This window comes from Micromonospora sp. WMMA1923, assembly GCF_049179195.1.
GTDB lineage: Bacteria > Actinomycetota > Actinomycetes > Mycobacteriales > Micromonosporaceae > Micromonospora > Micromonospora yangpuensis.
On record NZ_JBMHLZ010000001.1, the window covers coordinates 5,330,818 to 5,355,829 of the forward strand.

Genomic DNA, 25,012 nt, shown 5'->3' on the forward strand with positions numbered 1-25,012 from the left:
CGATCGTACGACCCCGGCGGGCACGGGCCGCGATCTTGGCGGGGCCGGCCGGTGCCGGCGGAGGCGGCGGTGACGCTCGGGCAGGAGGCCGTCGCCCCCCGCACGCTCAGGCGACCTCGAAGAGGACCTCCACCTCGACCGGGGCGTCGAGCGGCAACTCGGCCACGCCGACGGCGCTGCGGGCGTGCCGCCCGGCCTCGCCGAAGACCGTGCCGAACAGGTCGGAGGCGCCGTTGATCACGCCCGGCTGCCCGGTGAAGCCCGGCGCCGAGGCGACGAACCCGGACACCTTGACCACCTTGACCACGTTCTCCAGGCCGACCAGGGCGTCCACCGCGGCCAGCGCGTTGATCGCGCAGCGCTGGGCGAGGTCCTTCGCCTGGTCGGCCGAGACCCCCGCGCCCACCTTGCCGGTGGCCAGCAGCTTGCCGTCGGCGATCGGCAGCTGCCCGGAGACGTGCACGTGCTGGCCGGACTGCACCGCCGGCAGGTAGCTGGCCACCGGGGGCACCACCTCGGGCAGGGTCAGCCCCAGCTCGGCCAGCTTCGCGTGGGGGCCGCCGCTCACGCCTTGGCCCGCTTCAGGTACGCGACGAGCTGATCCGGGTTGGGTCCGGGGATCACGGCGACGAGCTCCCACCCGTCCTCGCCCCAGTTGTCGAGGATCTGCTTGGTCGCGTGGACCAGCAGCGGGACCGTGGAGTACTCCCACTTCTGCATCGCTTCGGGGCTCCCTCTCGTGGCGTCGACTGTCCCCGACAGCCTACGGTCAGCCCGTCGTACGGGGCGGGGGGCGCTGCTCGGGGGCGGTCGGCTCGCCGCACTGCCCGTGGTGGTCGTACGGCTGGGGGCAGCGGGAGCGGTCACCCAGGAGCAGGTCGCAGAAGACCCGTCGCCGGTTGTTCTGGTCGTCGGTGCTGGAGACGGTGGTCTCGCCGGCGTCCAGTTCGGGCAGGAAATCGAGCGACACGGCGACCCGGTTGGCCAGGGCGGTCGCCGCCGCCAGGTTGGTCACCCGGATCGGCAGGTGGATGACGTACCCCGGCTCCTCGTCGTCGCGGCCGTGGTCGTCCAGACGGCTCAGCGTGCGTACCAGTTCGCCGGGGTCGGCGAGGCGTCGGTACGAGCGTTCGTTCAGGGGTGGACCGTTGACCGGCCCCTCAGGTCGGGGGTTGTCCTCCGCGTCGTACATCGCAGTTCCTCCGGGCCTCGTCGTCGTCCATCATTGGCCTGCCGGGCGGACTCTTGGTCGTCGTCCACCGGTGACCTTCACGGGCGCTTCCTGGTCCGCATCGACCCCGCCGTTCGGGCCGAAAGTAGGATCACACCGCACAAGGTTCAACTAGACGCGCAGATTCGACGACCTCAAGTCACATACTTGACAGACGGCGAATCCCGTGCTGACCACGTCACCAGCCAGCCTTTCGTCCGGCGCACATCCGCACGACGGGCCGGCGGCCCGACCATCGGGCCGACGCCCTCCCCGCCGCCGGAGTATCGACGGTTAACCTTCCCTCGGGCGCAGCCCGGCTCGCCCGCCACGCTCGACTCGCGCCCGGCCGCCTCCGCGTGGCCGGACGCCGCATCCCGGGGGACCAGATGACGCAACCACCGTCCGGTGGCTCGACCCCGCAGCACGCCGCCGCCACCGGGGGCCGCCAACCCGCCGCCACCGGTCAGCCGACCCGCGCGGCGCGTTCGCCACGCAGCCGGCGCGGCCTGGTGGTGGTCTCGGTGGTGCTGGTCGCGACCCTGCTGCTCTGCGGGGGCGGCGGCGCCGCCGCGTTCTTCGCCCTGCGCAACGCCGAGAACGGCGAGGGTGCCGAGGAGCCGGCGGTGGCGGTGGAGAGCTTCCTGTCCGCCGTCTACCAGGACCGGGACCCGGCCCAGGCCGCCGAACTGGTCTGCTCGGACGCCCGCGACGACGAGAAGATCGCCGCGAAGGTCGCCGAGGTGCAGGCGTACGCGGCCAGGTACCGCAACCCCCGCTTCCGGTGGTCGTCGCCGAGCGTGGACAGCCAGAACGGCGAGCGCGCCACGGTCAGCACCAAGCTGACCATGACCACCGCCGACGAGAAGGTCGCCGAGCAGAACCTGCGCTTCACGGTGGTACGCAAGGCGGGTTGGTGGGTCTGCGAGGTGGGCTGACGTCGGCGACTGGATAGGCTCGACGGGTGCGAGTCTCTGAGCAGCCGGCTGGCCAGTCCGGTGCGGGCTGGCCGGGCCGCCTGCACGTGGTGACCGGCAAGGGCGGCACCGGCAAGACCAGCGTGGCGGCGGCCCTCGCCCTCGGGCTGGCCGCCGGTGGCCGGCGCACCCTGCTGGTGGAGGTGGAGGGGCGGCAGGGCATCGCCCAGCTCTTCGACACCGAGCCGCTGCCGTACGCCGAACGGCACCTGACCGCGGCACCCGGCGGTGGTGAGGTCCGCGCCCTGGCGGTGGACGCCGAGACGGCGCTGCTGGAATACCTGGACATGTTCTACAAGCTCGGCGGGGCCGGGCGGGCGCTGCGCAAGCTCGGCGCGATCGACTTCGCCACCACCATCGCCCCCGGCCTGCGGGACGTGCTGCTCACCGGCAAGGTGAAGGAGGCCACCACCCGCACCGACGGGCAACGCCCGGCGTACGACGCGGTGGTGTTGGACGCGCCGCCGACCGGACGGATCGGCCGGTTCCTCAACGTCACCGCGGAGACCGCCCGGCTGGCCAAGGTCGGCCCGATCAAGACCCAGAGCGAGGGGGTCGCGGCGCTGCTGCGGTCCACGGTGACCAGGGTGCACGTGGTGACCCTGTTGGAGGAGATGCCGGTCCAGGAGACGGTCGACTCGATCGCCGAGCTGACCGCGCTCGGTTTCCCGGTCGGTCGGGTGATCGTCAACGCCGTCCGGGCTCCGCTGCTCGCCGGGCGGGCGGTCAGCCAGGCCGAGCTGCGCCGGGGACTGCTCGCCGCCGGCCTGCCGGCCGAGAAGGAGGTCGTCGCCAGGCTGCACGACGAGGCACGGGAGCAGGTTGTCCGGCGCGAGCTGGAGGATTCCCTGCGGGCCGAGCTGGGCGAGCTGGGCCGCCCGTTGACCGAGCTGCCGCTGCTGCCCGACGGGGTCGACCGGGCCGGGCTGGAGACGCTCGCGGCGCAGCTCGTCCGGGCGGATTGACTCACACCTGCCGCCGGCACCGGGCGCGGTCGCCCCGAAGCCCGATACGCTCGTTTGGTGCCTTCCGAAGACGCGGCCCCTCGGCTGGACGTCGACCAGATCCTCGCCGACCCCGGCGTCCGGATCGTGGTCTGTTGCGGTGCGGGCGGCGTGGGCAAGACGACCACGGCCGCCGCTCTCGCGCTGCGCGCTGCGGAGCGACACGGCCGGCGTACGGTGGTGCTCACCATCGACCCGGCCCGCCGGCTGGCCCAGTCGCTCGGCCTGACCGAGCTGGACAACACCCCCCGCCAGGTCAAGGGCATCGACGGCGAGGCCAGCGGCGGTGAGCTGCACGCCATGATGCTGGACATGAAGCGCACCTTCGACGACGTGGTGCTCCAGCACACCGATCCGGCGAAGGCGGCGGAGATCTTCGCCAACCCCTTCTACCAGGCGATGAGTTCGACCTTCGCCGGTACGCAGGAGTACATGGCGATGGAGAAGCTCGGCCAGCTGCACGCCCGGGGCGAGTGGGACCTGATCGTGGTGGACACCCCACCGTCGCGCTCCGCGCTGGACTTCCTGGACGCGCCGGCCCGGCTCTCCCGGTTCCTGGACGGGCGGATGCTGCGGCTGCTGCTGGCTCCGGCGCGTACCGGGGGGCGGAGCATGTTCAGCTTCGTCACCGCCAGCTTCGGGCTGTTCTCGAAGGTGGTACAGAAGGTTCTCGGCGCTCAGCTGCTCACCGACCTGTCCGGCTTCGTCGCCGCGCTGGACTCGATGTTCGGCGGCTTCCGGCAGCGCTCGGAGCAGACGTACCGCATCCTGCAGGCGGCGGAGACGGCGTTTCTGCTGGTCGCGGCCCCGGAACCGGACGCGGTCCGGGAGGCCGCCTACTTCGCGGGCCGGTTGCGTGACGAGCGGATGCCGCTGGCCGGGCTGGTCTTCAACCGGGTGCACCGACCGGCCGCGGGGACCCCGGAGGCCGCGGCCAGCCTGGCCGCCGCGCAGCGCCTGGCCGACCTCGGTGGACACGAGGGCACCGTCGAGGTGTTGCGGGCCCACGCCGCCCTGGCCCAGCAGGCGGTACGCGAGCAGCGGGTGGCCGCCCGGTTCACCACGGAGTTCCCGGCGGTGCCGACGGTGTCGGTGCCGGCACAGCCCGTCGACGTGCATGACGTCGACGGGCTGCGCACGATCGGTACGGCGATCAGCCGACCGTGACCTGCGGGCCGGAGCCCGCGTTGATCAAGATCTTGTCCCTGCCGTCCTTGTCCTTGGCGTCCTTGCGCATGGCCGCCTCGAACATCTTGCGCCAGCTCGCCACCTGCGGGTGTCGACGCAGCAACGCCCGGCGTTCCCGCTCGGTCATGCCACCCCACACGCCGAACTCGATGCGGTTGTCGAGTGCGTCGGCCAGGCATTCGTACCGGACTGGGCAGCTGCGGCAGATCCGCTTGGCGACGTTCTGTTCGGCGCCCTGGACGAACAACGCGTCCGGGTCCCCGTTCTGGCACGCCGCCAGCGCCGGCCAGTCAGTGATCATGCCCATCGTTAAACGTCCCCCCTTGGAGTACAACCGACTTCGTGCGACGCCGCGCCTGTCTCCCCCCGGTCGTCCCGCCGGACCTTCGGTGAGGCGGCGCGGACGACCTGCGGCTGTGTCGCCGTCACCATCATGCTCTGTAGTCGCCTGATTACGCAACGTTGTCGGCCAAATCCATCATTCCGGACACACCCGGCTTACCGGGCGCTCGCCGGCCACTTACCCCGCCCAGCTACGTGAAAACGCTGCGCGACGCCCCGGTTACCGAGGAGACTCACCGTGGTTCACCGCAACCTCCCGCAGGGGGTCGTGCGTTTAGCACAACGAGGTCGGCGCGCGCAGGAAATGGGGAAAGTACGCCCCAGCGCCCCTCGTTCCCTGTTCGCGTACCCTGTCGAGGTGACTTGGATGCGGAAACGTGACCACAATGTCTTCACCAACGCCGCATCGCTGCTCATCTGTGGCCTGTTGGCCGGGGTGGTCGTCGCCGCGGCGGCCTTCCCTGCGGTGGCGATGTCCGGACTGGCAGCCAAGGCGGGTGCCGAGACATTCGGCAACCTGCCCAAGGAGCTGACCGCCGCCCGCCCGCCGCAGATCAGCTACCTGCTGGCCTCGGACGGCAAGACCCCGCTGGCAACCATGTACGACGAGAACCGCCGGGACGTCAAGCTCGCCGACATCTCGCCCCTGATGCAGAAGGCGATCATCTCGGCCGAGGACCACGACTTCTACAAGCACAACGGAGTCGACCTGCAGGGCGTCGCCCGGGCGTTCGTCAACAACCAGTCCGCCGCCAACTCGCGGCAGGGCGCGTCGACGCTCACCATGCAGTACGTCCGGCTGAACATCGCGTACTCGGCGACCCACCCGCAGGACGTGGTGGCCGCGACCGAGGACACCAGCGCCCGCAAGATCCGCGAGATGAACTACGCGCTGCAGGTGGAGAAGGATCTCACCAAGGACGAGATCCTGGAGCGCTACCTGAACATCGCCGCGTTCGGCAACGGCGCGTACGGCGTCTACGCCGCCAGCCAGGTCTACTTCGGCAAGCCGCCGAAGAACCTGAAGATCGAGGAAGCCGCGATGCTGGCCGGCATGGTGAAGGCCCCCACCGACTACAACCCGGCCACCGCCAGCGGCAAGCCGCTCGCCCTGGACCGGCGCAACTACGTGATCCAGAACATGGTCATCACCGGGGCCATCACCCAGCAGGAGGCGGACGCGGCCAAGGCCACCAAGCTCGTGGTCAAGGGCAAGCGGGCCCCGAACGGCTGCGTCGCCACCAACAAGAAGGGCTGGGGCTTCTTCTGCGACTACTTCTACCGCTGGTGGATGAGTCAGGAGGAGTTCGGCTCGACCACGTACGACCGGGAGCGGCGGCTCAAGAGCGGCGGCTACACCGTCACCACCACCCTCGACGTGCAGGCACAGGACGGCGCCGACAAGGCGGTCCGCAAGAGCCTGGGCGTGAACAGCAAGGCGGCCCGGATGGTGGCGGTGGTCGAGCCGGGCAGCGGCCGGGTGCGCGCCCTGGCGGTGAACCGCAACTTCAAGCTCGACGACCCGGACAAGCCAAAGAACAAGATCTCCAGCGACCCGAAGAAGGCCGCGAAGAAGATCCGGGGCAGCTATCCCAACACGGTGAACCCGCTACTCACCGGCGGTGACGGCATCACCGGCTACCAGGCGGGCTCGGTCTTCAAGATCTACACAATCGTGGCCGCGCTGGAGAAGGGCATCCCGTTGGGGTACACCTTCAACTCGCCGCAGCAGTTCAAGTCGGAGTACATCGTGGAGGCGGGCAGCCCGGCCGCCTGTCCGGGCACCAACAACTACTGCCCGACCAACTCCGACCTCAAGCCCGGTGGCCCGCAGACCATGTGGAGTGCGTTCGCCCGGTCGACCAACACCTACTTCGTCCCGCTCCAGCAGCGGGTCGGCGCGGACAACGTGATCGACGTGGCCAAGCGGCTCGGCATCGAGTTCCGGGTGAGCAGCGAGGCGAACTGGGCCAACAACAAGGAGGCCGCGAAGGACTGGGGTGCCTTCACCCTGGGCGTCTCCTCGGTCACCCCGCTCGACCTGGCCAACTCGTACGCCACCCTGGCCGCGGACGGCAAGTACTGCGAGCCGATCCCGGTGCAGGAGATCAAGGACCCGGACGGCAAGAAGCTCGACATCGCCGACCCGCGCTGCAAGAAGGTGATCAGCACCGAGGTGGCCCGCGCCGCCGTGGACGCGGCCCGCTGCCCGGTCGGTGACAACTCCTCCACCAGCCGCTGTGGCGGCAGTCGGACCGCCGCCAACGTCCGGGGGATCGTGGACGCCCCGGTGGCCGGCAAGTCCGGCACCACCGACTCGGAGAAGACCTCCTCCCTGGTGGCGATGACCAAGCAGTACGCGGTCGCCGGCATCATGGCCGACCCGGACTGGCCGCAGACCAACCAGCAGATGGGGCACGGCAATCCCCAGGGCATCAACCCGCCGGTGTACGAGACGCTGCGGGACGCGATGAAGGGCAAGAAGCGGATCAACTTCACCGCGCCGGGGGAGAAGATCTCCGTGGGTGACCAGCGGAGCATCCCGACCGTCGCCTGCCAGTCGCTGGAGAGCGCGAAGTCCCGGATCCAGGGGGCCGGCTTCGAGGCCGTCGTCTCCGACGTCCGGGTCCCGTCGACCTGCCCGCCCGGCACCGCCGCCGGCACCAGCCCGGACGGTCGGACCATAAAGGGTGGTGTGGTCACCATCCAGATCAGCGCCGGCGGAGGCGGCGGCCCCTCCGGGGGCCAGAGTCCAGCCGCCAACCGGGACAACAACTAGCGGGACTGACAGGCACCACACGCGAGGGGGCGGCACCGACCGGTGCCGCCCCCTTCGTCGTACCCGGGGTGTTTCGTCGTGCCCGGGGTGGGTCTGGTCGGGCCCGGGGTGTCGAAGCTCTCAGAGGCCGAGCTGGCGACGTACCTCGGCGGCGACCCGACCACCCTCTGCCCGGCCGGCCACCGCGGCCTGGGCCGCCTTCATCGCCGGGCCCATCTGGCCCTTGCCGGTGAAGCCACCGGCGGCCAGCGCCCCCGAGACCAGCTCGGCCACCTCGGCGTCGGAGAGCTGCTTCGGCAGGTACCTGTCGAGCACCTCACCCTCGGCGGTCTCCTTGGCGGCCTGCTCGGTGCGACCGGCGTCGGCGAAGGCGGTCGCGGCCTCCCGCCGCTTCTTCGCCTCCCGGGTCAGCACGGCGAGCACCTCGTCGTCGGAGAGCTCGCGCTTGGCCTTGCCGGCCACCTCGGCGTTGCCCACGGCGGCCAGCGCCATCCGCAACGTGGAGGTGGTCAGCTCGTCGCGCGCCTTGAGCGCGGAACGCATGTCGGCGGTGAGGCGGTCCTTCAGCGTGCTCATGGTCGGTCAAACTACCCTGATCGGCATGCGAAAGCGCACACTATTCCGCCGGCTCGCGGCCGGGACCGTGGTGGCCGGCGCGGCCACCCTCGCCTACGCGTCGCTCGTCGAACGCAACATGTTCACCCTGCGCCGGTTCGACGTGCCGATGCTCCCCGCCGACGCGGAGCCGCTGCGCATCCTGCACCTGTCGGACCTGCACATGATGCCCGACCAGGCCCGCAAGCAGAACTGGGTAGCCTCGCTTGCCGCCCTCGACCCCGACCTGGTCGTGGTGACCGGGGACAACATGGCCGACCCGGCCGCCGTCCCCGGGGTGCTGCGGGCCCTGACCCCGCTGCTGGACCTGCCCGGCGCGTTCGTCTTCGGCTCCAACGACTACACCGGCCCGGTGCTGAAGAACCCGTTCACCTACTTCCTGCCCGACCGGGAGTACGCCGAGGGCGCCGAACTGCCGTACGAGGAGCTGCGCGACGTCCTGGTCGGTGCCGGCTGGGCCGACCTGAACAACGCCCGTACCTCAATCAAGGCCGGCGGACGGCTGATCGAGCTGGCCGGCGTGGACGACCCGCACATCGGCCGGGACGACTACGACCTGGTCGCCGGCCCGGTCTCGACCTCGGCGGACCTCTCCATCGCGCTCACCCACGCCCCCGAGCCGATCGTCCTCGACCAGATGGCCGCCGACGGCTTCGGCCTGCTGCTGGCCGGCCACACCCACGGCGGCCAGGTCTGCGTACCCGGGGTGGGTGCCCTGGTCACCAACTGCGGCCTGCCCCGCTCGATGGCCAAGGGCCTGCACCGCTGGCCCGGCTCCGACGCCTGGCTGCACGTCTCGGCCGGGCTCGGCACCCACCCGACCGCCCCGGTCCGGTTCGCCTGCCCACCGGAGGCCAGCATCCTCACCCTGATCCCCCGCTGATCCGGCTGCCTCCGTCGGGGGGTGGGGTACTGAGTTTGCCCCCGGAGCGGGGTGGGCTACTATTTGTCGGCACGCCTCGGGGTGTGGCGCAGCTTGGTAGCGCGCTTCGTTCGGGACGAAGAGGTCGTCGGTTCGAATCCGGCCACCCCGACAGAGGTCAGAGGGCACATCCGATCCATGGATGTGCCCTCTAGTGCTTTGTACAGCAGTGGAGTACACCAGCGGCGGTGATCACCGCAGGCTCTCGCCCGGCCGCTTGAGGGCATCGCGGGTGGCGTTCAAGGTAGGCGTCTTAGTTTCCGGTGCAGCAGTTGGCCGCCGACCCGCGGCAACTGCCAGCCGATTGACAGCTCCCCCGCCGCCAGGTCGACGGCGTCCCCGGTGAGGCCGAGCACCTCACCCCTTGCGCAGGTTGAACACTAGAATCAGCACGTACGCGGCGTACAACGGGGTCGCGGTCGGCCCGCGCGGACTCCAGGAAGCGACGCGCCTCGTCGCTGGTCCACACCCGGCCCCTGCGGCGGCGGACCGGTGGAAGCTTGACCAGTGCGGCGGGGTTGCGGGTGACCAGCTCCTCGGTAGCCGCGTGGTTGAGCGCCGAGCACAGCACGCCCCGGACGTCCTTGACGGTGCGGGCGGACAGCACGTCACCGCAGCACCGGCCGAGCGCGCAGGAACGCTTTCTGAGTTCCGGGCAGGCGTCCTTGCCCTTGGCCGGCACTGGCAGGTGCGGGCCACCTCGTTGATCCAGTGGTGCCGGGTGTGACGGCGGTGAGGGTGCCGGCCAGGCGGATCGGGCGGGTGCAGCCTCCGGCTGCGCGGGTGTGCTCCAGCCAGCCGAAGTAGTGAGGGTGGACACGGTTTTCTCCTCAAGGGGTGGCAGGGGACGGGCGACGAACTGCCACCGGACGCCGGAGCGGTGTCCGTCGGTGGTGTTCGTGGTGTCTCCTGCCACCGCCGGAGAGGGCGGCTCACACCGGAGGGCGGGTGCAGGCCATCGGCCTTGGACCGCCGTTGAGCTGGGTTCCTGTGTTCTGGGTGATGCCGGGACGGGTGGGGTGCCTGGTCGTCGGCTTCCGGTGGTTGCCGCAGGCGATCCCCACCCGTCGAGGTGTGCGAATCCGAGGGCCATCGTGGACGGCAGGGAAGGCCGTGCTGGGCCGCTCAGCGGACTTCGGACCGGCGCAGTCGCCGGTGCGATCGAGAGCAGGCGGGACGTGACCCGCGTCAGCGGCAGGAAGGCCGCCAGCAACTCCGAATTCAAGTTCAGCGATCCGGCGGGAAGGCCGCGCTGGCGTGCTCGACGAGGAACACGTTAGCACCGAGCACCGACGCGTCAACCCGCCGTGACCCCGGACCGGAGGCGATCCAGCCGGCTGCCGGCCGTGTCGGGTCTCAGGACGTGCGTGACACGTCCCGTTAGACCATCTTGTCTGCCTCGGGCAGTTCGTGGCGACAGAGTTACGGAAGGTACGTGTAAGCGAAGCGGTAGCGCCACCTCCCTCCGGGGGCCTTTCTGTGCTGAACTCGATCCTTGAACTGGATCGACAGCGAGAGGTGCTGATGGACGATCATGCCGGTAAGGAGGAGGGGCCGTCCGCGGAAGAACTCGCGTGCCGCACCAGGTGGTTCGAGCAGTACGTCGAGGCGTTGAACCAGCGATCTGTAGTGGCTGAAGCGGGTGACGAACCGTATGCGTGTCCCTGCTGTCGGCACCCGACGCTTGAGGGGCGAGGTCAGTTCGAGATCTGCTTCGCCTGCGGCTGGGAGGACGACGGGCAGGATGACGAAGACGCGGACACGGTGCGAGGCGGCCCCAACGGCTCGCTGAGTCTGACGGCTGCCCGGCGTGCCTACGCCGAACGGCCGGTCAGCCTGGCAGATGCGCGGCGTGCCTATGCCAGACGACAAGCCCGTTGGGAAGAGCGCAGACGCCGATCGGCGCGCGAAACGACTTGACGTGATTGTGATCGCACGCCGATCGATTCGGCGCTCTCGCGGAGTGTCACCCAGGTCCTGATACCGATCTGCCACGGAGGTCCTGGGACCGGACAGCCAGCTGCCGGCCGGTGTGGGAGGACTTTCTGTACCTCTATCAAGGCGGCCCTAAACGGGCCGCACGCGCCGCCGCCAGGGCGCGCGTCCGTCGCTCCGCTGGCGCTCCGACTCCGGCCACGCAACACGCCCGGCGGGCTGGCGCGAAGGGCGGGTAGCCCGGTGGGCCGCCGAGTGACGGACAGGCCGTTGTCCGGTGGGGGGTGGTGGGGCCGGCAGCCGGCCGTGCCGCGCGGAGAGCACCGCGCGGCGTGAGGAAGCAGACGCCGGCCGCGTCGGCGAACTGGCGGCGGGTCGCGGGGTGGCGGTTACTGCGCCTCCGGCGGGGGTGCTCCGGCTCCGGGATGACCAGGGGTCCGTCGGCGGCTTGCGGTTCGTGCGTGGTGGCGGTGGGAGCCATCCCGGCCACCGTCGACCCGGGCAAGCCGAGCAGACCACCGCCCGACCCGCCAGCGTCCGTACGAGCCGTCAAGGCCGTCTTGACGTGGCGGGCCGGGCGGCGGCCCGCTCCCCAGTAGGGCGGGTCGACGGCAGACGGGATGGCTGGCTGCGCGCGACCCGGGCGTGTCAGCTCTTGTTCACCCAGAGAATGTAGCCAGGCGAGTCATGTTCGCATACGTATCGCGCGACGACCCCCGCATCGACGTAGGCTTGCCCCAATTCGCGGCAGTGAGACTGTTTCGCCCAGTGGCTGTCGAATATCCAGCCACTTCCTGGCGGTATCGCCTGTGCTGGCGATCCGATTGCCACGACAGCGAAAAGCCCGGCCGCGAGCGCGCCAACCATAGAGGTCACGAACTTTACCCTTTTCACAAGCTTTCCTCCCCCGTGGGCGATTTTTATTAGCGTAGGGCAATGCGTGGAGCTTGGCAACGGGCCGGTTGAACTTCGGCTCGTCGTGTGCCAACCGGTTACGGGCCTGATGCAGGGCGCCTGTCCGCCGCTGCACGGTCAGGCGCCGCTGGCCTGACACGGCGCAATGCAGCAGGCCGGCCGGGTCTGCTGCACCGATAGGTGACATCTGAAATGGCTTGCCTGGTGGGCAGGCTGGAAGGATGTCGCTGTGCCCAAGCCCTACCCCCGAGAGTTCCGTGACGACGTCGTGCGTGTCGCTCGTGACCGCGAGCCAGGCGTGACGGTTGAGCAGATCGCCAAGGATTTCGGCGTGCACCCGATGACCTTGTTCAAGTGGCTGCGCCAGGCCGACATCGACGCGGGCGCCACCCCTGGGACGTCCGGCAGCGAGTCGGCCGAGTTGCGCGAGGCGCGTAAGCGGATCAGGTTGTTGGAGCAGGAGAACGAGGTCCTGCGCCGGGCCGCTGCGTACCTGTCGCAGGCGCATCTGCCGGGAAAAGGCTCTACCCGCTCGTGAGTGAGCTGGCCGCCGACGGGATCCCCGTGGCGGTGACGTGCCGGGTGTTGAAGATCGCTCGTCAGCCCTACTACCGGTGGCGTGCCCACCGTGTCACCGACGCCGAACTGGCGCAGGCGTATCGGGCGGACGCGTTGTGCGACACCCACCGCGACGATCCGGAGTTCGGCTACCGGTTCCTGGCCGATGAGGCCCGCGCTGCCGGCCAGCCGATGGTCGAGCGCACCGCCTGGAAGATCTGCTCCGCCATGGGCTGGTGGAGCGCGTTCAGCAAGCGCAAGCGTCGGGGCAAGGGCGGCAAGGTCGGTCCGCCGGTGCACGACGATCTGGTGCGCCGCGACTTCACCGCCCATGGCCCGAACCGGTTGTGGCTGGCCGACATCACCGAGCACCGCACCGCCGAACCTGGACGACCCGGCAGCAGTTGAGGACCGCGATCGTGACCTGGGTCGAACGGACCTACCACTGCCGTCGACGCCAACGATCCCTGTCCCGGTTGACCCCTATCGAGTACGAGACCATCATGACCCCGCCGGCGAGTCAGGCCGCGTGACTGAAACTGTCACCTATCGGTGCAGCAGACCCGATCGAGAAGGGCGTCCATGAGTTCCGCACCGCGCACGTGTAGCTCTTCAGCTGCGATTGGTCTGCCGCCTTCGTCCTGTACGTCGAATCCGTGGATGATCAGGAACTGAATCATCTAGTCCTACCCCCTTCATCGTCGATCCAGCAGTCGTGTCGGCGTGCCCCACTGATGACCTCCTTATCGTAGTTCGGGTTGGAGGGCGTGAGGTGGACTTGTCGCTGATGTAGCCCACACGGACAACGGACCGTGTAGTACTTGGGCGGGTCGAGCATCTTGCAGCCGTGTCTGTGTAGAGCGTCCAGCACCCTCGCTAGATCTTCGTCTTGATGCCTCTGCCAGTTAGGGCGAGTAGCTGCCCGGCACCGTCAAGAGCAGATTGACAAGACGACGGCACTGCTGCAGGACTTCACCGAGCTAAAGACGAAACTGCTCGTATGCGGCTTGAGTACGTTTCAGGGCCATCAACATGATCAGAAGGAGGTGACAAATACTGAAAACAGAAACCGTGCTGATCGGCACGCCTAGCGCATGATCCTTCAAGGTCGTACTCACTCCGACGATAAGCACCGTGGTGGTAAAGAGTCCCACCAGAACGGCGTAAGCGACGTTACCTTGGAGCTGATCGACTAGTTGTGCCGTCTTTCCACTCTTTGAAATGCGGGGGTCATCGGTGATCCGGAGTCCGAGCGAAAAAACGTGAACCAGCAGTCCGAATAGGAGCGCTGTGAAGATCGCAACACCCGCTAGCAGCCCCTCCACGCCACGGAGGCGAAAGCCCGTCAAGAATCCGGCAGCAGCAAGAGCCAGCGGAAGTCCGAAAAGGCCGAGATAGTCACCTACCCGTGGTCGCTGCTTCGGATCATTCTGGTCGACAAGGGTGTTCAGCTGTTTCTTGATGATTGGTGCCACGGACCACTTAGCGCTCACGGACGGCTCCCATCTTCACTGTAAGCTGATCCTTTCGCCACTCAGCGGAGTCCCAGTCCCCGGGAAGTTCGAGTCCAAGCTGCTTCGTAAGGACTGGGACAACGCTATGCATTTCGCTGTATACGACAGAATCTTTTGCGCGTTCCTTGCCATCATGATCAACTGCATACACGAGCGCTGGCAAGTTCTCCTTACCAAGGACTACTTGGCGCTCCTGGTCGCCATCACTGAGCGTAAGGCGCGTCTCATCACTATCTTCCTCGGACAGACCAAGAAGCCCGTGCGCCTTAAGTTCGCCACCCAGTAGTCCGTTTTTCATTCTATTTCCGAGACCCTCAATACCCCAACGGGGCTTAGCCTCGTAAACAATTTTGCCAATAACTTCGGGGTCAATTCCATCTGCGAGATCGTGCGATATCTTGTAGCGTACGACCTTCACGCTGGTAAGCTTAGATCTCTCACGAAAGACTCGCCACTGCTCATTATCGATAAAGCTTTCTGAATGAAGGATTAGATCGGAGAACTTCGCCCTGAATGCCGCCTCCAACTGCCTGAGGAAAATACTCCCTACTCCACGGTTACCGTAACGCTCCGTAAAGAACACCGCAGTCTTCGACCGCGCCAGACAAAGAACCATGTTCCGAATAGGAACAATGGCGGATTCGTCAGCCCCGTACGTATGAGTAGTTTCATGGCTGCGGGTGTGCCGAATTCCCCCTTCGAGGCCGAACTTCCCGTACTCGGCATTGAAATGTATTCGGGCACCCAAGGGTTCAACTTCATCTATGTAAAGGTAGTCTTCGGACTTATCTTCCCGAAGTGGCTCATCCTTAAGATCCCGCAGGAGGCCGTGAATGAGTGACAAGAGGCCGACCCTTTTTCCTCCGATGTCGTCGAGCGGCAGTCGTTCATCCGGGCGGTAGCGCGGTGATACGTGTAGACCATAGGCGGCGAAGGCATGCCTACTCATCGGGATCCTAGCTTCAGTGAACATTGGACGAGCGTATAGGGTATCCGGTCGATCACTTTCCGCGATATTGCTTGTCGGCTGTATGACTCATCCCGCCCCGGTACCACCGCACGTCCCAGCTAGATGCTTGACAACGCAAGCCGCGCTTGCTCCTTCCTGGGCTACGGAACCCACCTGCACCTGGGGTTGGCCGACATCGACAACCGGGCTACGAGGCCGGGCGGAGAAGGATCCCCACGTCGCTTGACAACCTCGTACATCTCATTTGCTGCACCTTTGGACAGAGCAATGTAAACCATCAGGTATCAGTCAAGCTCGTAGGCGCAGTCGGCACGCAGTTACCCGTATACGGGCTCGACCGTGATGGCAGCCTTCGCCGTACCCTTCGTGATCCCCGCTTACGTTGCATCGATGGCGGGATGGTTTCTATTGGCGTGACGGCTTGCAGGGGTCGCCCGAGCGCTCGCCACTCTCGTTAGCGTTGCCGCGCCCCTGAGTCAGGGTGCCCCTTCTGGTCGTCAGATACATCGATGTTGACAGGCGGGAGTGACATTTCTGGCACAGAGGCGGCTTTTCGCAGATGGGCGGGGCTCAGTAGGTGAGATAAGGCCGAGACGAGGCAGCAAAAGCCACGACCAGCGGCAGACAACACGCGACGACTGCCACGGTCGCGCCCACAGAACGATGTACGACAGCATCCCTTGGTGGGAGCTGCACGGCGGCTACGTCGATGGCGAGGAACACCTAGCGTAGTGCGCGGTAGGTAAGGTCGAGGAGGAAATCGGCCGGCAACCCTAGGCGGTGCAGCCGTTTCTGTCCTTCCAAGCGCAGGTCGGGACTGTGGCCCTGAGAACCTTCTCGTCCTGGCCAGGGCGCGCCCGTGGACGTCAACGAGGCGGAGCAGGTCACCTGGATTCCGCTCGACGAGGCGTACAGGCTGGTGCTCCGGCGTGAGATTGCAGTACCGGCAGGGTGATCGCAGTGCTGGCGATGGATCGCGCGCAGGGCTCGCGGGAAGCTGTAGGGGCCGACGTCGCCGGCCGAGGGTGCCGTCGATGCGGCCAGTGAAGTTCCGGACGGCGGGTAGCCGCCGGTGCTGGGCGAGTTGCGCTTGCCGGTCGTGCAGGTAGCGGACGGCTCAGGCGGAGCGAAGTTGGAGGGCCAGGGCTTCCACGCCGAGGGCGCAGGCCCGGCCGGGTTCGCCCTGCTGGGCAGGGACGCTGGAAAGCAGGGCGAGGTTGAAGACTCTGCTATGTACCTAGCGGCTGTCCATGCGCAGGGATCGAACGCCCTTCAACATCTTGAGCAACTGCCCAACCACCCAGTGTTGTAATCCGCTCACGTTCAGGATCTGATGGCCGATGAGCATGGGTAGGGTGGCAGCGTGTGGGACGGGGAGGCGGGCGATGCTGAGCCGTGGTCGATCTTTGGTGAGCGGTCGATCTACGACAGCGAATGGGTCCGGCTCGGACTCGTTGAGGTTCAGCCGCCTGGGATGGAACGGTTCGGGCACCATGTCGTGCGGCTCGGTCATGTGGCGGTCATCGCCATGGTCGATGAGCAGGAGCGGGTGCTCATGTTGCGGCGCTACCGCTTCATCCCTGGGCGGTCGGCGTGGGAGCTGCCGGGCGGCATGGTCGAGCTCGGCGAAGAACCAGCCGATGCGGCATGCCGCGAGGCCGAGGAGGAGACGGGCTGGCGGCCCCGGGTGGTGCAACGCGTGGTCACCTTCCAACCCATGATCGGCATGGTCGACTCACCGCACGATGTCTTCGTCGGCTGGGGCGCGGTGAAGGTAGGCACACCTACCGATCCGGAGGAGGCGGGCCCCGTCGAGTGGATCCCCGTCAACGAGTTGCCGGGTCTCCTGGCGCGCGGGGAGTTGGCGGGGGCCGGCACGCTGGTCGCGGTGCTTCATGTCATGGCCGGGTTGTCGCGGCGGCCATCGTCTTCCTGATCCGTTCGACGCGTTGGCGATAGCGTACCGAGCCGGTCAGGTTCGTCAGCGAGCGTGCTTCTCTCAGGTGTTCCTGAGCGGCGTCCGGCTCGCCCCAGGTGAGATGTGCTTGGGCGAGGTCGCATCGGAGGCCGGCGGCAGCTCTGACGAATGTCCGGTCCATGGACATCAGCGCCGTGGACAGTTCCTTCACGGCTCGTTGGTCGCCCAGCAGTGCCAGGGAGTGGCCTCGCCAGCGGGCGAGGTGGGTTTCGTCCAGGAAGATTCCTGGCAGCTCCGGATCGCGTACGCCAGTTGTCAGCGACAGCTTCTTGTCGGCTCGGTCCAGTGAGCGGCGGCATTCGTCCGATCGGCCGCTGAGCGCCCACAGTTCGGCCTCGGCAGCGGCGAGCCAGGCGGCCAGCCGGGGCGGTGCGGTGTCAGCCACGCGTCGTTGTGCTTCTGTGGCGAGACGGGCACCGAGTTCTGGTCGGCCGGCGTCGGCCAGGACGTAGGCCTGCTCGCCCATGGCGTGAGCGAGGTAGAGCGAGTCTTCTGCCTCCCTGGCTGCGCTTTTCGCCAGTTCGTAGTGTCGCCAGGCCCGGTCGGCCGCGCCGACATCGAGGGCCTGCCAGGCGGCGAGGGAGGCAGCCTCGGCGAGGGCGCGAGCAAGCGGACGCCTTGACTCAGGCAACACGGTGAAGGAGAGGCATTCTTGAAGTTTGCCCAGATGACTGTGCATCTGGTCGACCAGGCGTGCCGCGCCGCACTGGCGGTCCAGGGTGCGCAGGAGTTCGGTCTGGCCGGTCAGGGCCTCGACCATCGAGCGACCGACAGCAGATGAGGCATCGAGTTGCTGGATCAGTCTCGCGTAGCCGTCGTCTGGCGGGTCGGCTGCCTCGTCTGCTCGGAAAAGCTCGTCGTCGGTGAGGCCCACCAGATTTCGGAGGATGGCGGCGTAGTCGGCGGAGATCTTCCGCCGCTCGTTCTCCCACTCGGACACGTAGACCCGAAGGCTCGCCATCGAGGCGACGCTTAGCGACCTTCGGCGAGCAAACTGCTGGATCTCGTGCACCAGCCTTGTCTGCGACCAGCCACGTGTGAGTCTCGCCTGCCGTAGATGATTGCTCATTCATATCCCCGTCTGCCGATTGGCGCCCATGGCCAGCTTGCATCACCTGACTCTCAATACCAAGGGGTCACAAGGTAACTGTGGACAGTTAACCCCTGTTGGCTACCCCTTCCCGCTCGCATCGGGTCTTCTGAGATCAGGGACGAGGACCAGCGGCGACGAAGCCGCAGCGACTTTGTCCTCCCTCAACTCTGAGAGAAGGGCGTGGTAATGCGAAATCTCTTTCGCCGCACAGTTGGCAGCGGTCGACATGCAATTGCGCGTATTCGGGAATCCCATCGGAGATTCGAGGGTGAGCCGTCGCGGGGGACGGCGTACCGGAGTGTGGTTGCCGGGCCGTTGCGGCCCTGGCAGGTCCGCGAGCGGTTGTTCACCGCGCGAGGTAGGTACGGGGTTGACGCCGCCGAGGTGCGGGCCTTCCTCGACCGGGTCGCCGACGATTTGGCCGGTCTCTACGCCGAGGTAGCCGTCACTCACGCCGAGGCCGACCGGATTCGTGACGCTCTGCGTCAATGGCAGACCGAGATGGCCCGCGACCTGGCGGGCGTCCGGTGACCGAGCGTTTTGTGGCGCACCTGCCGTTCACCGCCGCCGACCTGACCGCCGCGCGACAGTTCGCCGGCAGCCTCGCTCGATCCGTGAACTTCTGGTCCGAGGTGGATGCGGGTGAGACCACCGTCTCCGGCGAGGACGAACAGGGCGTACACCATCGGGTCTTCTGCGACCTGCCGCTGGGCAGCGGCCTGCGCTGCGCACGACGCGTTGACCACGACGGACACTGCTCTGTCCGGTCCTCGCGGAGGTCTACCCGACTTCAGCCCAGGCACGGTCGGTGCGATACATGATCCCCAGGCGCTTGAGGGCGTCGCGGGTGGCGTCCGAGGACGGCAACGGACGACGCGCTCAGAACTTACAAGCGAGGGCTCACCGGCTGCTAGCGGCCCACGCGTACGCGGTCGGCTGCGTACAGCTCGCGGGAGCCGTCGGCGCGGAAGACTACGAGGACCGGGACGCCTTCGCCGATCTCCAGTTCACGGCGCTCGGCAGGCGTCGGCATCCGGGCGGAGGCGGTGTCGCCCTTGAGTAGTTTCACCGTCTCGGTCGGCTCGATGGTCCGGACGAAGGTGCCGCGCGGCGGTTCTACGATCACGAGCCCTTCCGACCGGAGTATTGCTATCGCCTGCCGCACACTCGTACGGCTAAGCCCGTGCTCCTGAGCCAGCCGTAGTTCACTCGGCAGTGACGCACCAGGCGCGATGTCGCCAGACGTGATCCGGTCCCGCAGGAGGTCTGCGAGCTGCCGAAACACGGCCCGATCCGAGCTGGGGTCGATCACGAATGTGACGCTACGTGTCCTACAGTTCTACATCTTATTGTATCTACAGTCCTACGTCGGTATGGTGAACGAGCAGGCGCGGCGGCCGGATGACAGGCCCAGGCCCGGCCTCCGCGCCGTCGACCCGCCCGAGGGGAGATCTGGTGCCACGCGTTTCGTACGAGGAGTACTTGGTAGCCGCCGCCCTCAGCTTTGCCCGGCGGCATCGATCGGTCTGGTCCTGGCAGAAGTGGCGGCGGATCTGCCGCTGCGGAGCCGACCTGCCCTGCCACGCCCGACACCGCATCCCCATCAACCGTGGCCACTGGCCAGGAGAGGAGACGCTAGGCGCGGACGGTGTGGCACATGAACCCCGGTCGCATTCCAACCGAGCGCAGCGGTGGCGGTTCCTCCCATCCCGCCGCAGCACACCCGTGGAGGTGGCGATGAGTGACGACAAGCCGGTCAAGAGTCTGGGCGAGCAGGTGCAGGCGGCTGAGCATGCGGCGGCCAGGGAGCGGATTCTGGCGCTGGCCGAGGCGGAGCGGGTTCCGGTCGAGGAGACGACACGGGTGGTCTCGGATCGTCGGTGGCGTGATGCGCAGCGCTGACAACTCGCTACCGATCGGCCGGCGGGTGGCGTACTGGAGGGGTCGGCGACACCTGTCGCAGCAGGTGTTCGCCGATCGGCTCGGCAAGTCCAAGAGCTGGGTCGACAAGGTCGAGCGCGGCGTCCGCGCCCTGGACAAGGTCTCCACCCTCCAGGAGATCGCCACGGTCCTCCGTATTGACACCGCCGTGCTTCTCGGTCGCACCATCCAGCCCGTCGGCGTCATCGCACGGGCAGACGAGGTCGAGCGGATCCGGGCGGCCCTGTCCCGCTACGAGATCCCCCTCGGCAGGCCGCCGGGCAGTCGTCAGGTCCTGCCCGCCGACCGCCTGGCCCGGCAGGTGGAGCACGCCTGGACCACGTTCCAGTACGCCCGCTACCCCCACCTGGTCACCCTCCTGCCCGGCCTGTTGGCCGACGCCCAACGCACCCACGCCGCCGACCCGGCGGGCGGATGGGTACCACTGGTGCACGCGTACCGTGTCACCGCCGCGCTCCTGGTCAAGCTCGGTGATGCGGGGCTGGCGTGGTTGGCTGTCGACCGGGCGATGATCGCCGCCACCGGCGACCGGGTCCTCGTCGCCGCCTCCGCCGTGCAACTCGGACAGGTACTGCGCGCTGCCGGACGGGCACGAGAGGCGAAGTCGGTGATGCTCGCCGCCGCCTACCGCATCGCCCCACCCGTACCCGAATACGCCCCCTGCCCCGAGCTCTCCCTCTGCGGGACGCTCCTGATCCAAGCCGCCCTGGCCGCGGCCCGAGACGGCGACGACTCCGCGACCGCCGAACTCCTCGACGAGGCCACCGCGCTGGCCGCCCAGGTCGGCGACGGCCTGGACCACCACCGGACCGGCTTCGGGCCCACCAGCGTGGCCCTGGCCCGCGCCACGGCAGCGGTCGAGTTGGGCGACGCCGGGCAGGCCATCGTCTGGCACCAGAGCGGCATCCGCCGCGACGGCTGGCGCTGGCTGGCCACCGAACACCGCGCCGCGCACCTGATCGACGCCGCCCGCGCCCACCTGCACACCGACGACGCATTCTCCGCCGGGCGGCTCCTGGCCGAAGCCGACCGGACCGCACCCGCCGAGGTACGCCACCGACCCGCCGGCCGCGACCTCCTCGGTCAGATCGCCCGCGACCCCCGCGCCCCGACCACCATCACCCACCTCGCCATCTCGCTCGGAGTCGGCTGATGACCGGCCCGTTCCTGAGCCTGGCGCAGATCCACAACCGGCTGGTCCTCACCGCCCGTCAGGTCCTCCGCCAGCACCAACCAGGGCCAGACCGCCGATGCCCGAGCTGCCGGACGACCGGCTGCCCGATAGCCGACGCCGCCCGCGACGTCCTACACGCCGCCAAGGAACTACAGCTCTGGCGCACCGCACCCGAACCGACCGCACCCGACCCCGACCCCGACGACCCACCACAGCCCCTATGACCTCGGCGGACGCCCGTCGGACGGTTTCGCGCAGAGGCCCCAGCATTCAGCAGACGCAAGAAACGAAGGAGGTTACGATCATCCGTCAAGGAGATACCGTGATCATCCAGCAAGCTGCCGACCTACTTGGAGTCAGTCGACCCACGATGGTCAAACTGCTCGACGAAGGAAAGATTCCGTTCGAGCGGGTAGGAACCCACCGCAGGGTTCAACTGCCCGACCTCCTTACCTACCAAGAACAGCGCAGGGCCGAGCAGTACGCCGCCCTGGAGGCCACCTCGGTGAGCATCGACGACGAAGAAGACCTCGACGTGACGCTGAAACGTCTGCGGGAGGCGCGGCGCGCGATCGCTCGTCGACGACGCGGCCTGACAGGCTAGTGCTGCAGATCCTCGACGATCAGCGCGCTCAGATGACGTGGTCGCCCAGCAGCTCTGCCGGATGTCGGCCACTCCAGATCGGAGACGGAGCACGTGGCGTATCTGTTCCTGCTGGGGGCCATCACCTCCGAGGTGATCGGCACCAGTCTGCTCAAGGCGACCCACGGGTTCACCCGGCTCTGGCCCACGGTAGGGCTGGTCGTCGCCTACGTCATCGCGTTCGCGCTGCTCGCCCAGGCGGTCAGGACCGTGCCGGTCGGGGTGGCGTACGCGATGTGGTCCGGGCTCGGCACGGCGGCGATCGTGGCGATCGGGGCCGCCTTTCTCGGTGAGCCGTTGAGCCTGACCAAGGTGGCCGGGGTCGCCCTGATCATCGCCGGGGTGGTCATCCTCAACCTCAACTCCGCCCACTGACCCCGGCGAGCGACGACCACGCGCCGAACCCGGGGACCGACCACGGCCGGGGCACCTGTTCCCCCGATACAGGTGCCCCGGCCTGCCCAGAGGGGTCAGTGGATGAGGACCGGGGTCGGGGTGTCGGTGTCGTCGAGGAGTTGGGACGGCTGGCGTCGGCGGGGCAGGAAGAGCGCCGGGACGAAGGTGGCCAGGATGAGCACGAAGCCGACCATGAAGGTGGTGGCGAACGAGTCGGCCACGAACTCCAGGCCCCGTTGCAGGAGGCCGGGCTCGACCGGGAACTGCTGGGCCAGCTCCGGCTCCCGGGCCACCGCGATGGCCAGGCCGGCCTCGGTGACCGGGGCTCCGGTGGCGGGGTCCACCACGCCGGGGATGGCCGGGGAGCCGTTCAGCTCGTTGGTGAGGATCACCGACATGAGCGCGGCGCCGACCGAGCCGGCGATCTGCTGGAGGATGTTCAGCAGGGTGGAGCCGCGGGCCACCTCGTGGTTCGTCAACGTCTTCAGCGCCGAGGTCATCACCGGCATCATCGTGCCGCCCATGCCCAGCCCCATCACGAAGAGCGAACCGCAGAGCAGCCAGTACGACGTGTCGGTGTCGACCTGGGTGAAGGCGAAGAAGCCCGCCGCCAGCAGCACCAGCGCGAACGGGACGGTGCGGCCGACCGGGATGCGGTCGGCGAGCATGCCGGCGATCGGCATGGTGACCATCGCGCCGAGGCCCTGCGGGGCCATCAGCAGGCCGGCGTCGAGCGTGGACTCGCCGCGCACCTGGAGGAAGTAGCTCGGGAAGAGCAGCCCGGCCCCCATGAAGGCGACCGTGAAGACGGCGAGCGTGACCGAGGCGACGGTGAGGTTGCGGTCGCGCAGCAGGCGCAGGTCGAGCAGCGGGTGCCGGGGCTTGAAGGAGTAGAGCACGAAGCCGACCACCAGTGCCCCGCCGACCAGCATCGGCAGCCACACCTTGGTGTCTTCGAAGGTGCCGGTCTCGGGGAGCGAGGAGACGCCGAACAGGAACAGCGCCAGCCCCGGGGAGAGCATCAGCATGCCGAGGAAGTCGAACGACTCGGACGGCTCCGGGCTGTCCTGCGGCAGCGCGAGCTGCGCGTAGACCAGGGCGGCGAGGCCGATCGGCAGGTTGATCAGGAAGATCCAGTGCCAGCTCGCGATGTCGATCAGCCAGCCACCGAGGATCGGGCCACCGATCGGGCCGAGCAGCATCGGGATGCCGAGCACGGCCATCAGGCGTCCGATCCGCTGCGGGCCGGCCGCCCGGGTCATGATGGTCATGCCGAGCGGCATCAGCATGCCGCCGCCGAGGCCCTGCAACACCCGGTACGTGATGAGCTGGCCGATCGAGTCCGCGGTGGCGCAGAGCCCCGAGCCGAGGGTGAACAGCAGCAGCGCGGTCATGTAGAGCCGTTTGGTGCCGAACCGGTCGGCCGCCCAGCCGGTCAGCGGGATGACCGTGGCCAGCGCCAGGGTGTACCCGGTCATCGTCCAGGCCACCTGGGCGTAGGACGCGCCGAAGTCGGCCTGGAAGGTGGGCAGCGCCACGCTGACCACGGTCACGTCGAGAATCGACATGATCGCGCCGAGGACGACCACCCCGGCGATCTTGAGTACGGCGGCGTCGAGTCGATCCGACACCGCCACGGGCTGACTGCTCACCGAGTCTCCTGAACAACGCCATCCGGCCGCGTACCCGTTGGCACGCGGCGTCCCCACCGGGCCGGCAGCTACCGGCAACCCTGCGGAACGATCCCACGACGGTCCGACAACCCGCCCCGCCTTTCCGTCGACCACAACGACGAAATACCTGCTGACAGCTGCCTTGCTGACACCGGGAGTGACCACGCTCACAGCTTCCGGACGACAATCGGTCACCGCGGCGGCCGGGTCAGCATCGACCGCACTCGCGGCGCGCCGATAGGGTCGGTGGCCATGCGGACCAAGCAGGAGCTGAGCGCGACCATCCGGCGGGACCGGCGCGCCGCACTGGTCATCAACGCCCACTCCCGACGCGGCCGTCGGCTCTACGAGCAGGCCCACTCCCGCCTGGTGGCGGCCGGTTTCGACCTGCTCGGCACGTACCCGGTGGAGAAGCCGGGCGAGCTGGAGCGCAGTCTCACCGAGGCGGTCGGGCTCGGGCCGGACCTGCTGGTCGCCGGGGGTGGCGACGGTACGCTCAGCGCCGCCGCCCGGATGCTCGCCCACCGGGACATGGCCCTCGGTCTGCTGCCGCTGGGCACCACCAACAACTTCGCCCGTACCGTCGGGGTGCCGCTGGACCTGGACGGGGCCGTCGGTGTGCTCAGCGACGGGAAGGTCATCGACGTCGACCTGGGGATGGCCGGGGAGATGCCGTTCGCCAACCACGTCGGCATCGGGCTCTCCGCCGACATCATGCGGGCCACCCCGCCGCGCCTGAAGCGGGCCAGCGGTCGGCTCGCGTACCCGCTGACCGCCCTGGCGCTGCTGGCCCGGCACCGTCCGTTGCGGGTCACCGTCGAGGCGGCGGGCGCCGAGCACGAGTTCGTCACCCACCAGCTGTACGTCGCCAACGGCGGCTTCCAGGCCGGCCGGCCGATCACCGCCGACGCCGACGCCGACGACCGGCTGCTGGTGGCGTACCCGGTGGGTGGGCCGACCCGGGGTGGGCTGCTGCGGGAGTCGGCGCGCAACGCCACGACCGGCCACCGGCGCACCCTCGGCGAGGATCCGTTCCTGGCCGTCGACGAGTTGTGGGTACGCACCGACCGGCCGGCCCGGGTGGAGGTGGACGGCGAGCTGTGCGGGCAGACGCCGATCCGGCTCGGCCTGGCCGCCAACGCGCTGCGGGTGATGGCCGCCGCCGACAGCCCCGACCGCTGACCC

The 25,012-nt window shown here is 68.3% G+C and carries 24 protein-coding genes, 1 tRNA gene and 4 pseudogenes; 17 read left to right on the forward strand and 12 right to left on the reverse strand.

Annotated elements, in window-relative coordinates; translation table 11 throughout:
- Positions 1–106: 106 nt before the first annotated feature.
- Genes ACN28G_RS24185 through ACN28G_RS24195 form a run of 3 tightly spaced genes read right to left on the reverse strand, consistent with a single transcriptional unit; the run spans position 107 to position 1,192 of the window.
- Positions 107–568, reverse strand: coding sequence for a RidA family protein (locus ACN28G_RS24185; RefSeq protein ID WP_091445186.1), 462 nt, complete (start codon positions 566–568; stop codon positions 107–109).
- A complete protein-coding gene (locus ACN28G_RS24190) occupies positions 565–720 on the reverse strand; it encodes a DUF4177 domain-containing protein (RefSeq protein WP_091445188.1) in 156 nt (51 codons plus the stop codon). The genes ACN28G_RS24185 and ACN28G_RS24190 overlap by 4 nt, the downstream gene beginning before the upstream one ends.
- 49 nt (positions 721–769) lie before the next feature.
- Positions 770–1,192, reverse strand: coding sequence for a hypothetical protein (locus tag ACN28G_RS24195; RefSeq protein WP_091445190.1), 423 nt, complete (start codon positions 1,190–1,192; stop codon positions 770–772).
- A 407-nt stretch (positions 1,193–1,599) separates the two neighbouring features.
- Here ACN28G_RS24195 and ACN28G_RS24200 point away from each other — a divergent pair, with 407 nt between their 5' ends.
- The 3 genes from ACN28G_RS24200 to ACN28G_RS24210 are packed head-to-tail and all read left to right on the forward strand — an operon-like array spanning position 1,600 to position 4,358.
- Positions 1,600–2,148, forward strand: a complete 549-nt coding sequence (locus ACN28G_RS24200; protein ID WP_229688678.1) for a hypothetical protein — start codon at positions 1,600–1,602, stop codon at positions 2,146–2,148.
- Positions 2,149–2,174: 26 nt separating this feature from the next.
- Positions 2,175–3,152 (forward strand): ArsA-related P-loop ATPase, encoded by a 978-nt coding sequence (locus ACN28G_RS24205; protein ID WP_421480390.1) that lies wholly within the window; start codon positions 2,175–2,177, stop codon positions 3,150–3,152.
- Positions 3,153–3,206: 54 nt separating this feature from the next.
- Positions 3,207–4,358, forward strand: a complete 1,152-nt coding sequence (locus tag ACN28G_RS24210; RefSeq protein ID WP_421480391.1) for an ArsA family ATPase — start codon at positions 3,207–3,209, stop codon at positions 4,356–4,358.
- Here ACN28G_RS24210 and ACN28G_RS24215 read toward each other — a convergent pair.
- Positions 4,345–4,686: a WhiB family transcriptional regulator gene (locus ACN28G_RS24215; protein ID WP_091445195.1), complete on the reverse strand. Its 342-nt coding sequence runs from the start codon at positions 4,684–4,686 to the stop codon at positions 4,345–4,347. The genes ACN28G_RS24210 and ACN28G_RS24215 overlap by 14 nt on opposite strands.
- Before the next feature lie 402 nt (positions 4,687–5,088).
- Here ACN28G_RS24215 and ACN28G_RS24220 point away from each other — a divergent pair, with 402 nt between their 5' ends.
- Entirely contained in the window at positions 5,089–7,500 is a 2,412-nt protein-coding gene (locus ACN28G_RS24220; RefSeq protein ID WP_421480392.1) for a penicillin-binding protein, read from the forward strand.
- A gap of 120 nt (positions 7,501–7,620) precedes the next feature.
- On the opposite strand, the gene ACN28G_RS24225 is transcribed toward ACN28G_RS24220, so the two are convergent.
- A complete protein-coding gene (locus ACN28G_RS24225) occupies positions 7,621–8,076 on the reverse strand; it encodes a GatB/YqeY domain-containing protein (protein WP_091445198.1) in 456 nt (151 codons plus the stop codon).
- 25 nt (positions 8,077–8,101) lie between these two features.
- Here ACN28G_RS24225 and ACN28G_RS24230 point away from each other — a divergent pair, with 25 nt between their 5' ends.
- Together ACN28G_RS24230 and ACN28G_RS24235 are read left to right on the forward strand one after the other, a co-directional pair.
- Positions 8,102–8,998, forward strand: coding sequence for a metallophosphoesterase (locus ACN28G_RS24230; protein ID WP_091445200.1), 897 nt, complete (start codon positions 8,102–8,104; stop codon positions 8,996–8,998).
- 77 nt (positions 8,999–9,075) lie between these two features.
- Positions 9,076–9,149, forward strand: a tRNA-Pro gene (locus tag ACN28G_RS24235).
- A 148-nt stretch (positions 9,150–9,297) separates the two neighbouring features.
- Here ACN28G_RS24235 and ACN28G_RS24240 read toward each other — a convergent pair.
- Positions 9,298–9,748: pseudogene (locus tag ACN28G_RS24240) on the reverse strand (site-specific integrase); the annotation flags it as partial.
- 768 nt (positions 9,749–10,516) lie between these two features.
- Between ACN28G_RS24240 and ACN28G_RS24245 the strand changes: the two are divergent.
- A complete protein-coding gene (locus ACN28G_RS24245) occupies positions 10,517–10,957 on the forward strand; it encodes a CPCC family cysteine-rich protein (protein WP_421480393.1) in 441 nt (146 codons plus the stop codon).
- A gap of 1,159 nt (positions 10,958–12,116) precedes the next feature.
- Positions 12,117–12,978: pseudogene (locus tag ACN28G_RS24250) on the forward strand (transposase).
- Between the two features lie 447 nt (positions 12,979–13,425).
- Here the strand turns inward: ACN28G_RS24250 and ACN28G_RS24255 are convergent.
- Positions 13,426–13,938 carry a hypothetical protein gene (locus ACN28G_RS24255; RefSeq protein ID WP_139135791.1) on the reverse strand — a complete coding sequence of 171 codons (513 nt, stop codon included), beginning with the start codon at positions 13,936–13,938 and terminating at the stop codon, positions 13,426–13,428.
- On the reverse strand, positions 13,928–14,932 hold the full coding sequence (locus tag ACN28G_RS24260; RefSeq protein WP_139135792.1) for a hypothetical protein: 1,005 nt from the start codon (positions 14,930–14,932) through the stop codon (positions 13,928–13,930). The genes ACN28G_RS24255 and ACN28G_RS24260 overlap by 11 nt, the downstream gene beginning before the upstream one ends.
- Positions 14,933–15,577: 645 nt before the next feature.
- Between ACN28G_RS24260 and ACN28G_RS24265 the strand changes: the two are divergent.
- Positions 15,578–15,932: pseudogene (locus ACN28G_RS24265) on the forward strand (NUDIX domain-containing protein); the annotation flags it as partial.
- Between the two features lie 6 nt (positions 15,933–15,938).
- On the opposite strand, the pseudogene ACN28G_RS24270 reads toward ACN28G_RS24265, so the two are convergent.
- Positions 15,939–16,193: pseudogene (locus ACN28G_RS24270) on the reverse strand (XRE family transcriptional regulator); the annotation flags it as partial.
- A 99-nt stretch (positions 16,194–16,292) separates the two neighbouring features.
- Between ACN28G_RS24270 and ACN28G_RS24275 the strand changes: the two are divergent.
- Complete coding sequence (locus tag ACN28G_RS24275; protein WP_229688665.1) at positions 16,293–16,865, forward strand: NUDIX hydrolase; 573 nt, start codon at positions 16,293–16,295, stop codon at positions 16,863–16,865.
- Here the strand turns inward: ACN28G_RS24275 and ACN28G_RS24280 are convergent.
- Positions 16,828–17,919, reverse strand: a complete 1,092-nt coding sequence (locus tag ACN28G_RS24280) for an XRE family transcriptional regulator (RefSeq protein ID WP_229688666.1) — start codon at positions 17,917–17,919, stop codon at positions 16,828–16,830. The genes ACN28G_RS24275 and ACN28G_RS24280 overlap by 38 nt on opposite strands.
- Before the next feature lie 267 nt (positions 17,920–18,186).
- Between ACN28G_RS24280 and ACN28G_RS24285 the strand changes: the two genes are divergently transcribed.
- Entirely contained in the window at positions 18,187–18,531 is a 345-nt protein-coding gene (locus ACN28G_RS24285; protein WP_091445214.1) for a DivIVA domain-containing protein, read from the forward strand.
- 379 nt (positions 18,532–18,910) lie between these two features.
- On the opposite strand, the gene ACN28G_RS24290 is transcribed toward ACN28G_RS24285, so the two are convergent.
- Positions 18,911–19,312 carry a winged helix-turn-helix domain-containing protein gene (locus tag ACN28G_RS24290; protein ID WP_091445218.1) on the reverse strand — a complete coding sequence of 134 codons (402 nt, stop codon included), beginning with the start codon at positions 19,310–19,312 and terminating at the stop codon, positions 18,911–18,913.
- Positions 19,313–19,737: 425 nt separating this feature from the next.
- Here ACN28G_RS24290 and ACN28G_RS24295 point away from each other — a divergent pair, with 425 nt between their 5' ends.
- From ACN28G_RS24295 to ACN28G_RS24315, 5 genes are all read left to right on the forward strand, one after another.
- Complete coding sequence (locus ACN28G_RS24295) at positions 19,738–19,902, forward strand: hypothetical protein (protein WP_229688668.1); 165 nt, start codon at positions 19,738–19,740, stop codon at positions 19,900–19,902.
- Complete coding sequence (locus tag ACN28G_RS24300) at positions 19,889–21,094, forward strand: helix-turn-helix domain-containing protein (protein WP_421480394.1); 1,206 nt, start codon at positions 19,889–19,891, stop codon at positions 21,092–21,094. Before ACN28G_RS24295 ends, ACN28G_RS24300 begins: the two co-directional genes overlap by 14 nt.
- On the forward strand, positions 21,094–21,339 hold the full coding sequence (locus ACN28G_RS24305; RefSeq protein ID WP_421480395.1) for a hypothetical protein: 246 nt from the start codon (positions 21,094–21,096) through the stop codon (positions 21,337–21,339). Before ACN28G_RS24300 ends, ACN28G_RS24305 begins: the two co-directional genes overlap by 1 nt.
- A 98-nt stretch (positions 21,340–21,437) precedes the next feature.
- On the forward strand, positions 21,438–21,719 hold the full coding sequence (locus ACN28G_RS24310) for a helix-turn-helix domain-containing protein (protein WP_421480396.1): 282 nt from the start codon (positions 21,438–21,440) through the stop codon (positions 21,717–21,719).
- Between the two features lie 93 nt (positions 21,720–21,812).
- The gene (locus tag ACN28G_RS24315) at positions 21,813–22,133 is read left to right on the forward strand and encodes a DMT family transporter (RefSeq protein ID WP_091445226.1); all 321 of its coding nucleotides are present in this window, start codon (positions 21,813–21,815) and stop codon (positions 22,131–22,133) included.
- Positions 22,134–22,228: 95 nt separating this feature from the next.
- Here ACN28G_RS24315 and ACN28G_RS24320 read toward each other — a convergent pair whose 3' ends face one another.
- Positions 22,229–23,806, reverse strand: coding sequence for a DHA2 family efflux MFS transporter permease subunit (locus ACN28G_RS24320; protein ID WP_091445228.1), 1,578 nt, complete (start codon positions 23,804–23,806; stop codon positions 22,229–22,231).
- A 273-nt stretch (positions 23,807–24,079) separates the two neighbouring features.
- On the opposite strand from ACN28G_RS24320, the gene ACN28G_RS24325 reads away from it, so the two are divergent.
- The gene (locus tag ACN28G_RS24325) at positions 24,080–25,009 is read left to right on the forward strand and encodes a diacylglycerol/lipid kinase family protein (protein WP_091445229.1); all 930 of its coding nucleotides are present in this window, start codon (positions 24,080–24,082) and stop codon (positions 25,007–25,009) included.
- Positions 25,010–25,012: the final 3 nt, after the last annotated feature.

Bases quoted from the DNA above. Each gene is read 5' to 3' on its own strand.
- ACN28G_RS24215 (WP_091445195.1), bottom strand. From the start codon at position 4,686: ATGGGCATGATCACTGACTGGCCGGCGCTGGCGGCGTGCCAGAACGGG.
- ACN28G_RS24200 (WP_229688678.1), top strand. From the start codon at position 1,600: ATGACGCAACCACCGTCCGGTGGCTCGACCCCGCAGCACGCCGCCGCC.
- ACN28G_RS24260 (WP_139135792.1), bottom strand. From the start codon at position 14,932: ATGTTCACTGAAGCTAGGATCCCGATGAGTAGGCATGCCTTCGCCGCC.
- ACN28G_RS24225 (WP_091445198.1), bottom strand. From the start codon at position 8,076: ATGAGCACGCTGAAGGACCGCCTCACCGCCGACATGCGTTCCGCGCTC.
- ACN28G_RS24220 (WP_421480392.1), top strand. From the start codon at position 5,089: ATGCGGAAACGTGACCACAATGTCTTCACCAACGCCGCATCGCTGCTC.
- ACN28G_RS24325 (WP_091445229.1), top strand. From the start codon at position 24,080: ATGCGGACCAAGCAGGAGCTGAGCGCGACCATCCGGCGGGACCGGCGC.
- ACN28G_RS24305 (WP_421480395.1), top strand. From the start codon at position 21,094: ATGACCGGCCCGTTCCTGAGCCTGGCGCAGATCCACAACCGGCTGGTC.
- ACN28G_RS24285 (WP_091445214.1), top strand. From the start codon at position 18,187: ATGCGAAATCTCTTTCGCCGCACAGTTGGCAGCGGTCGACATGCAATT.
- ACN28G_RS24295 (WP_229688668.1), top strand. From the start codon at position 19,738: ATGAGTGACGACAAGCCGGTCAAGAGTCTGGGCGAGCAGGTGCAGGCG.
- ACN28G_RS24190 (WP_091445188.1), bottom strand. From the start codon at position 720: ATGCAGAAGTGGGAGTACTCCACGGTCCCGCTGCTGGTCCACGCGACC.
- ACN28G_RS24230 (WP_091445200.1), top strand. From the start codon at position 8,102: ATGCGAAAGCGCACACTATTCCGCCGGCTCGCGGCCGGGACCGTGGTG.
- ACN28G_RS24195 (WP_091445190.1), bottom strand. From the start codon at position 1,192: ATGTACGACGCGGAGGACAACCCCCGACCTGAGGGGCCGGTCAACGGT.
- ACN28G_RS24300 (WP_421480394.1), top strand. From the start codon at position 19,889: ATGCGCAGCGCTGACAACTCGCTACCGATCGGCCGGCGGGTGGCGTAC.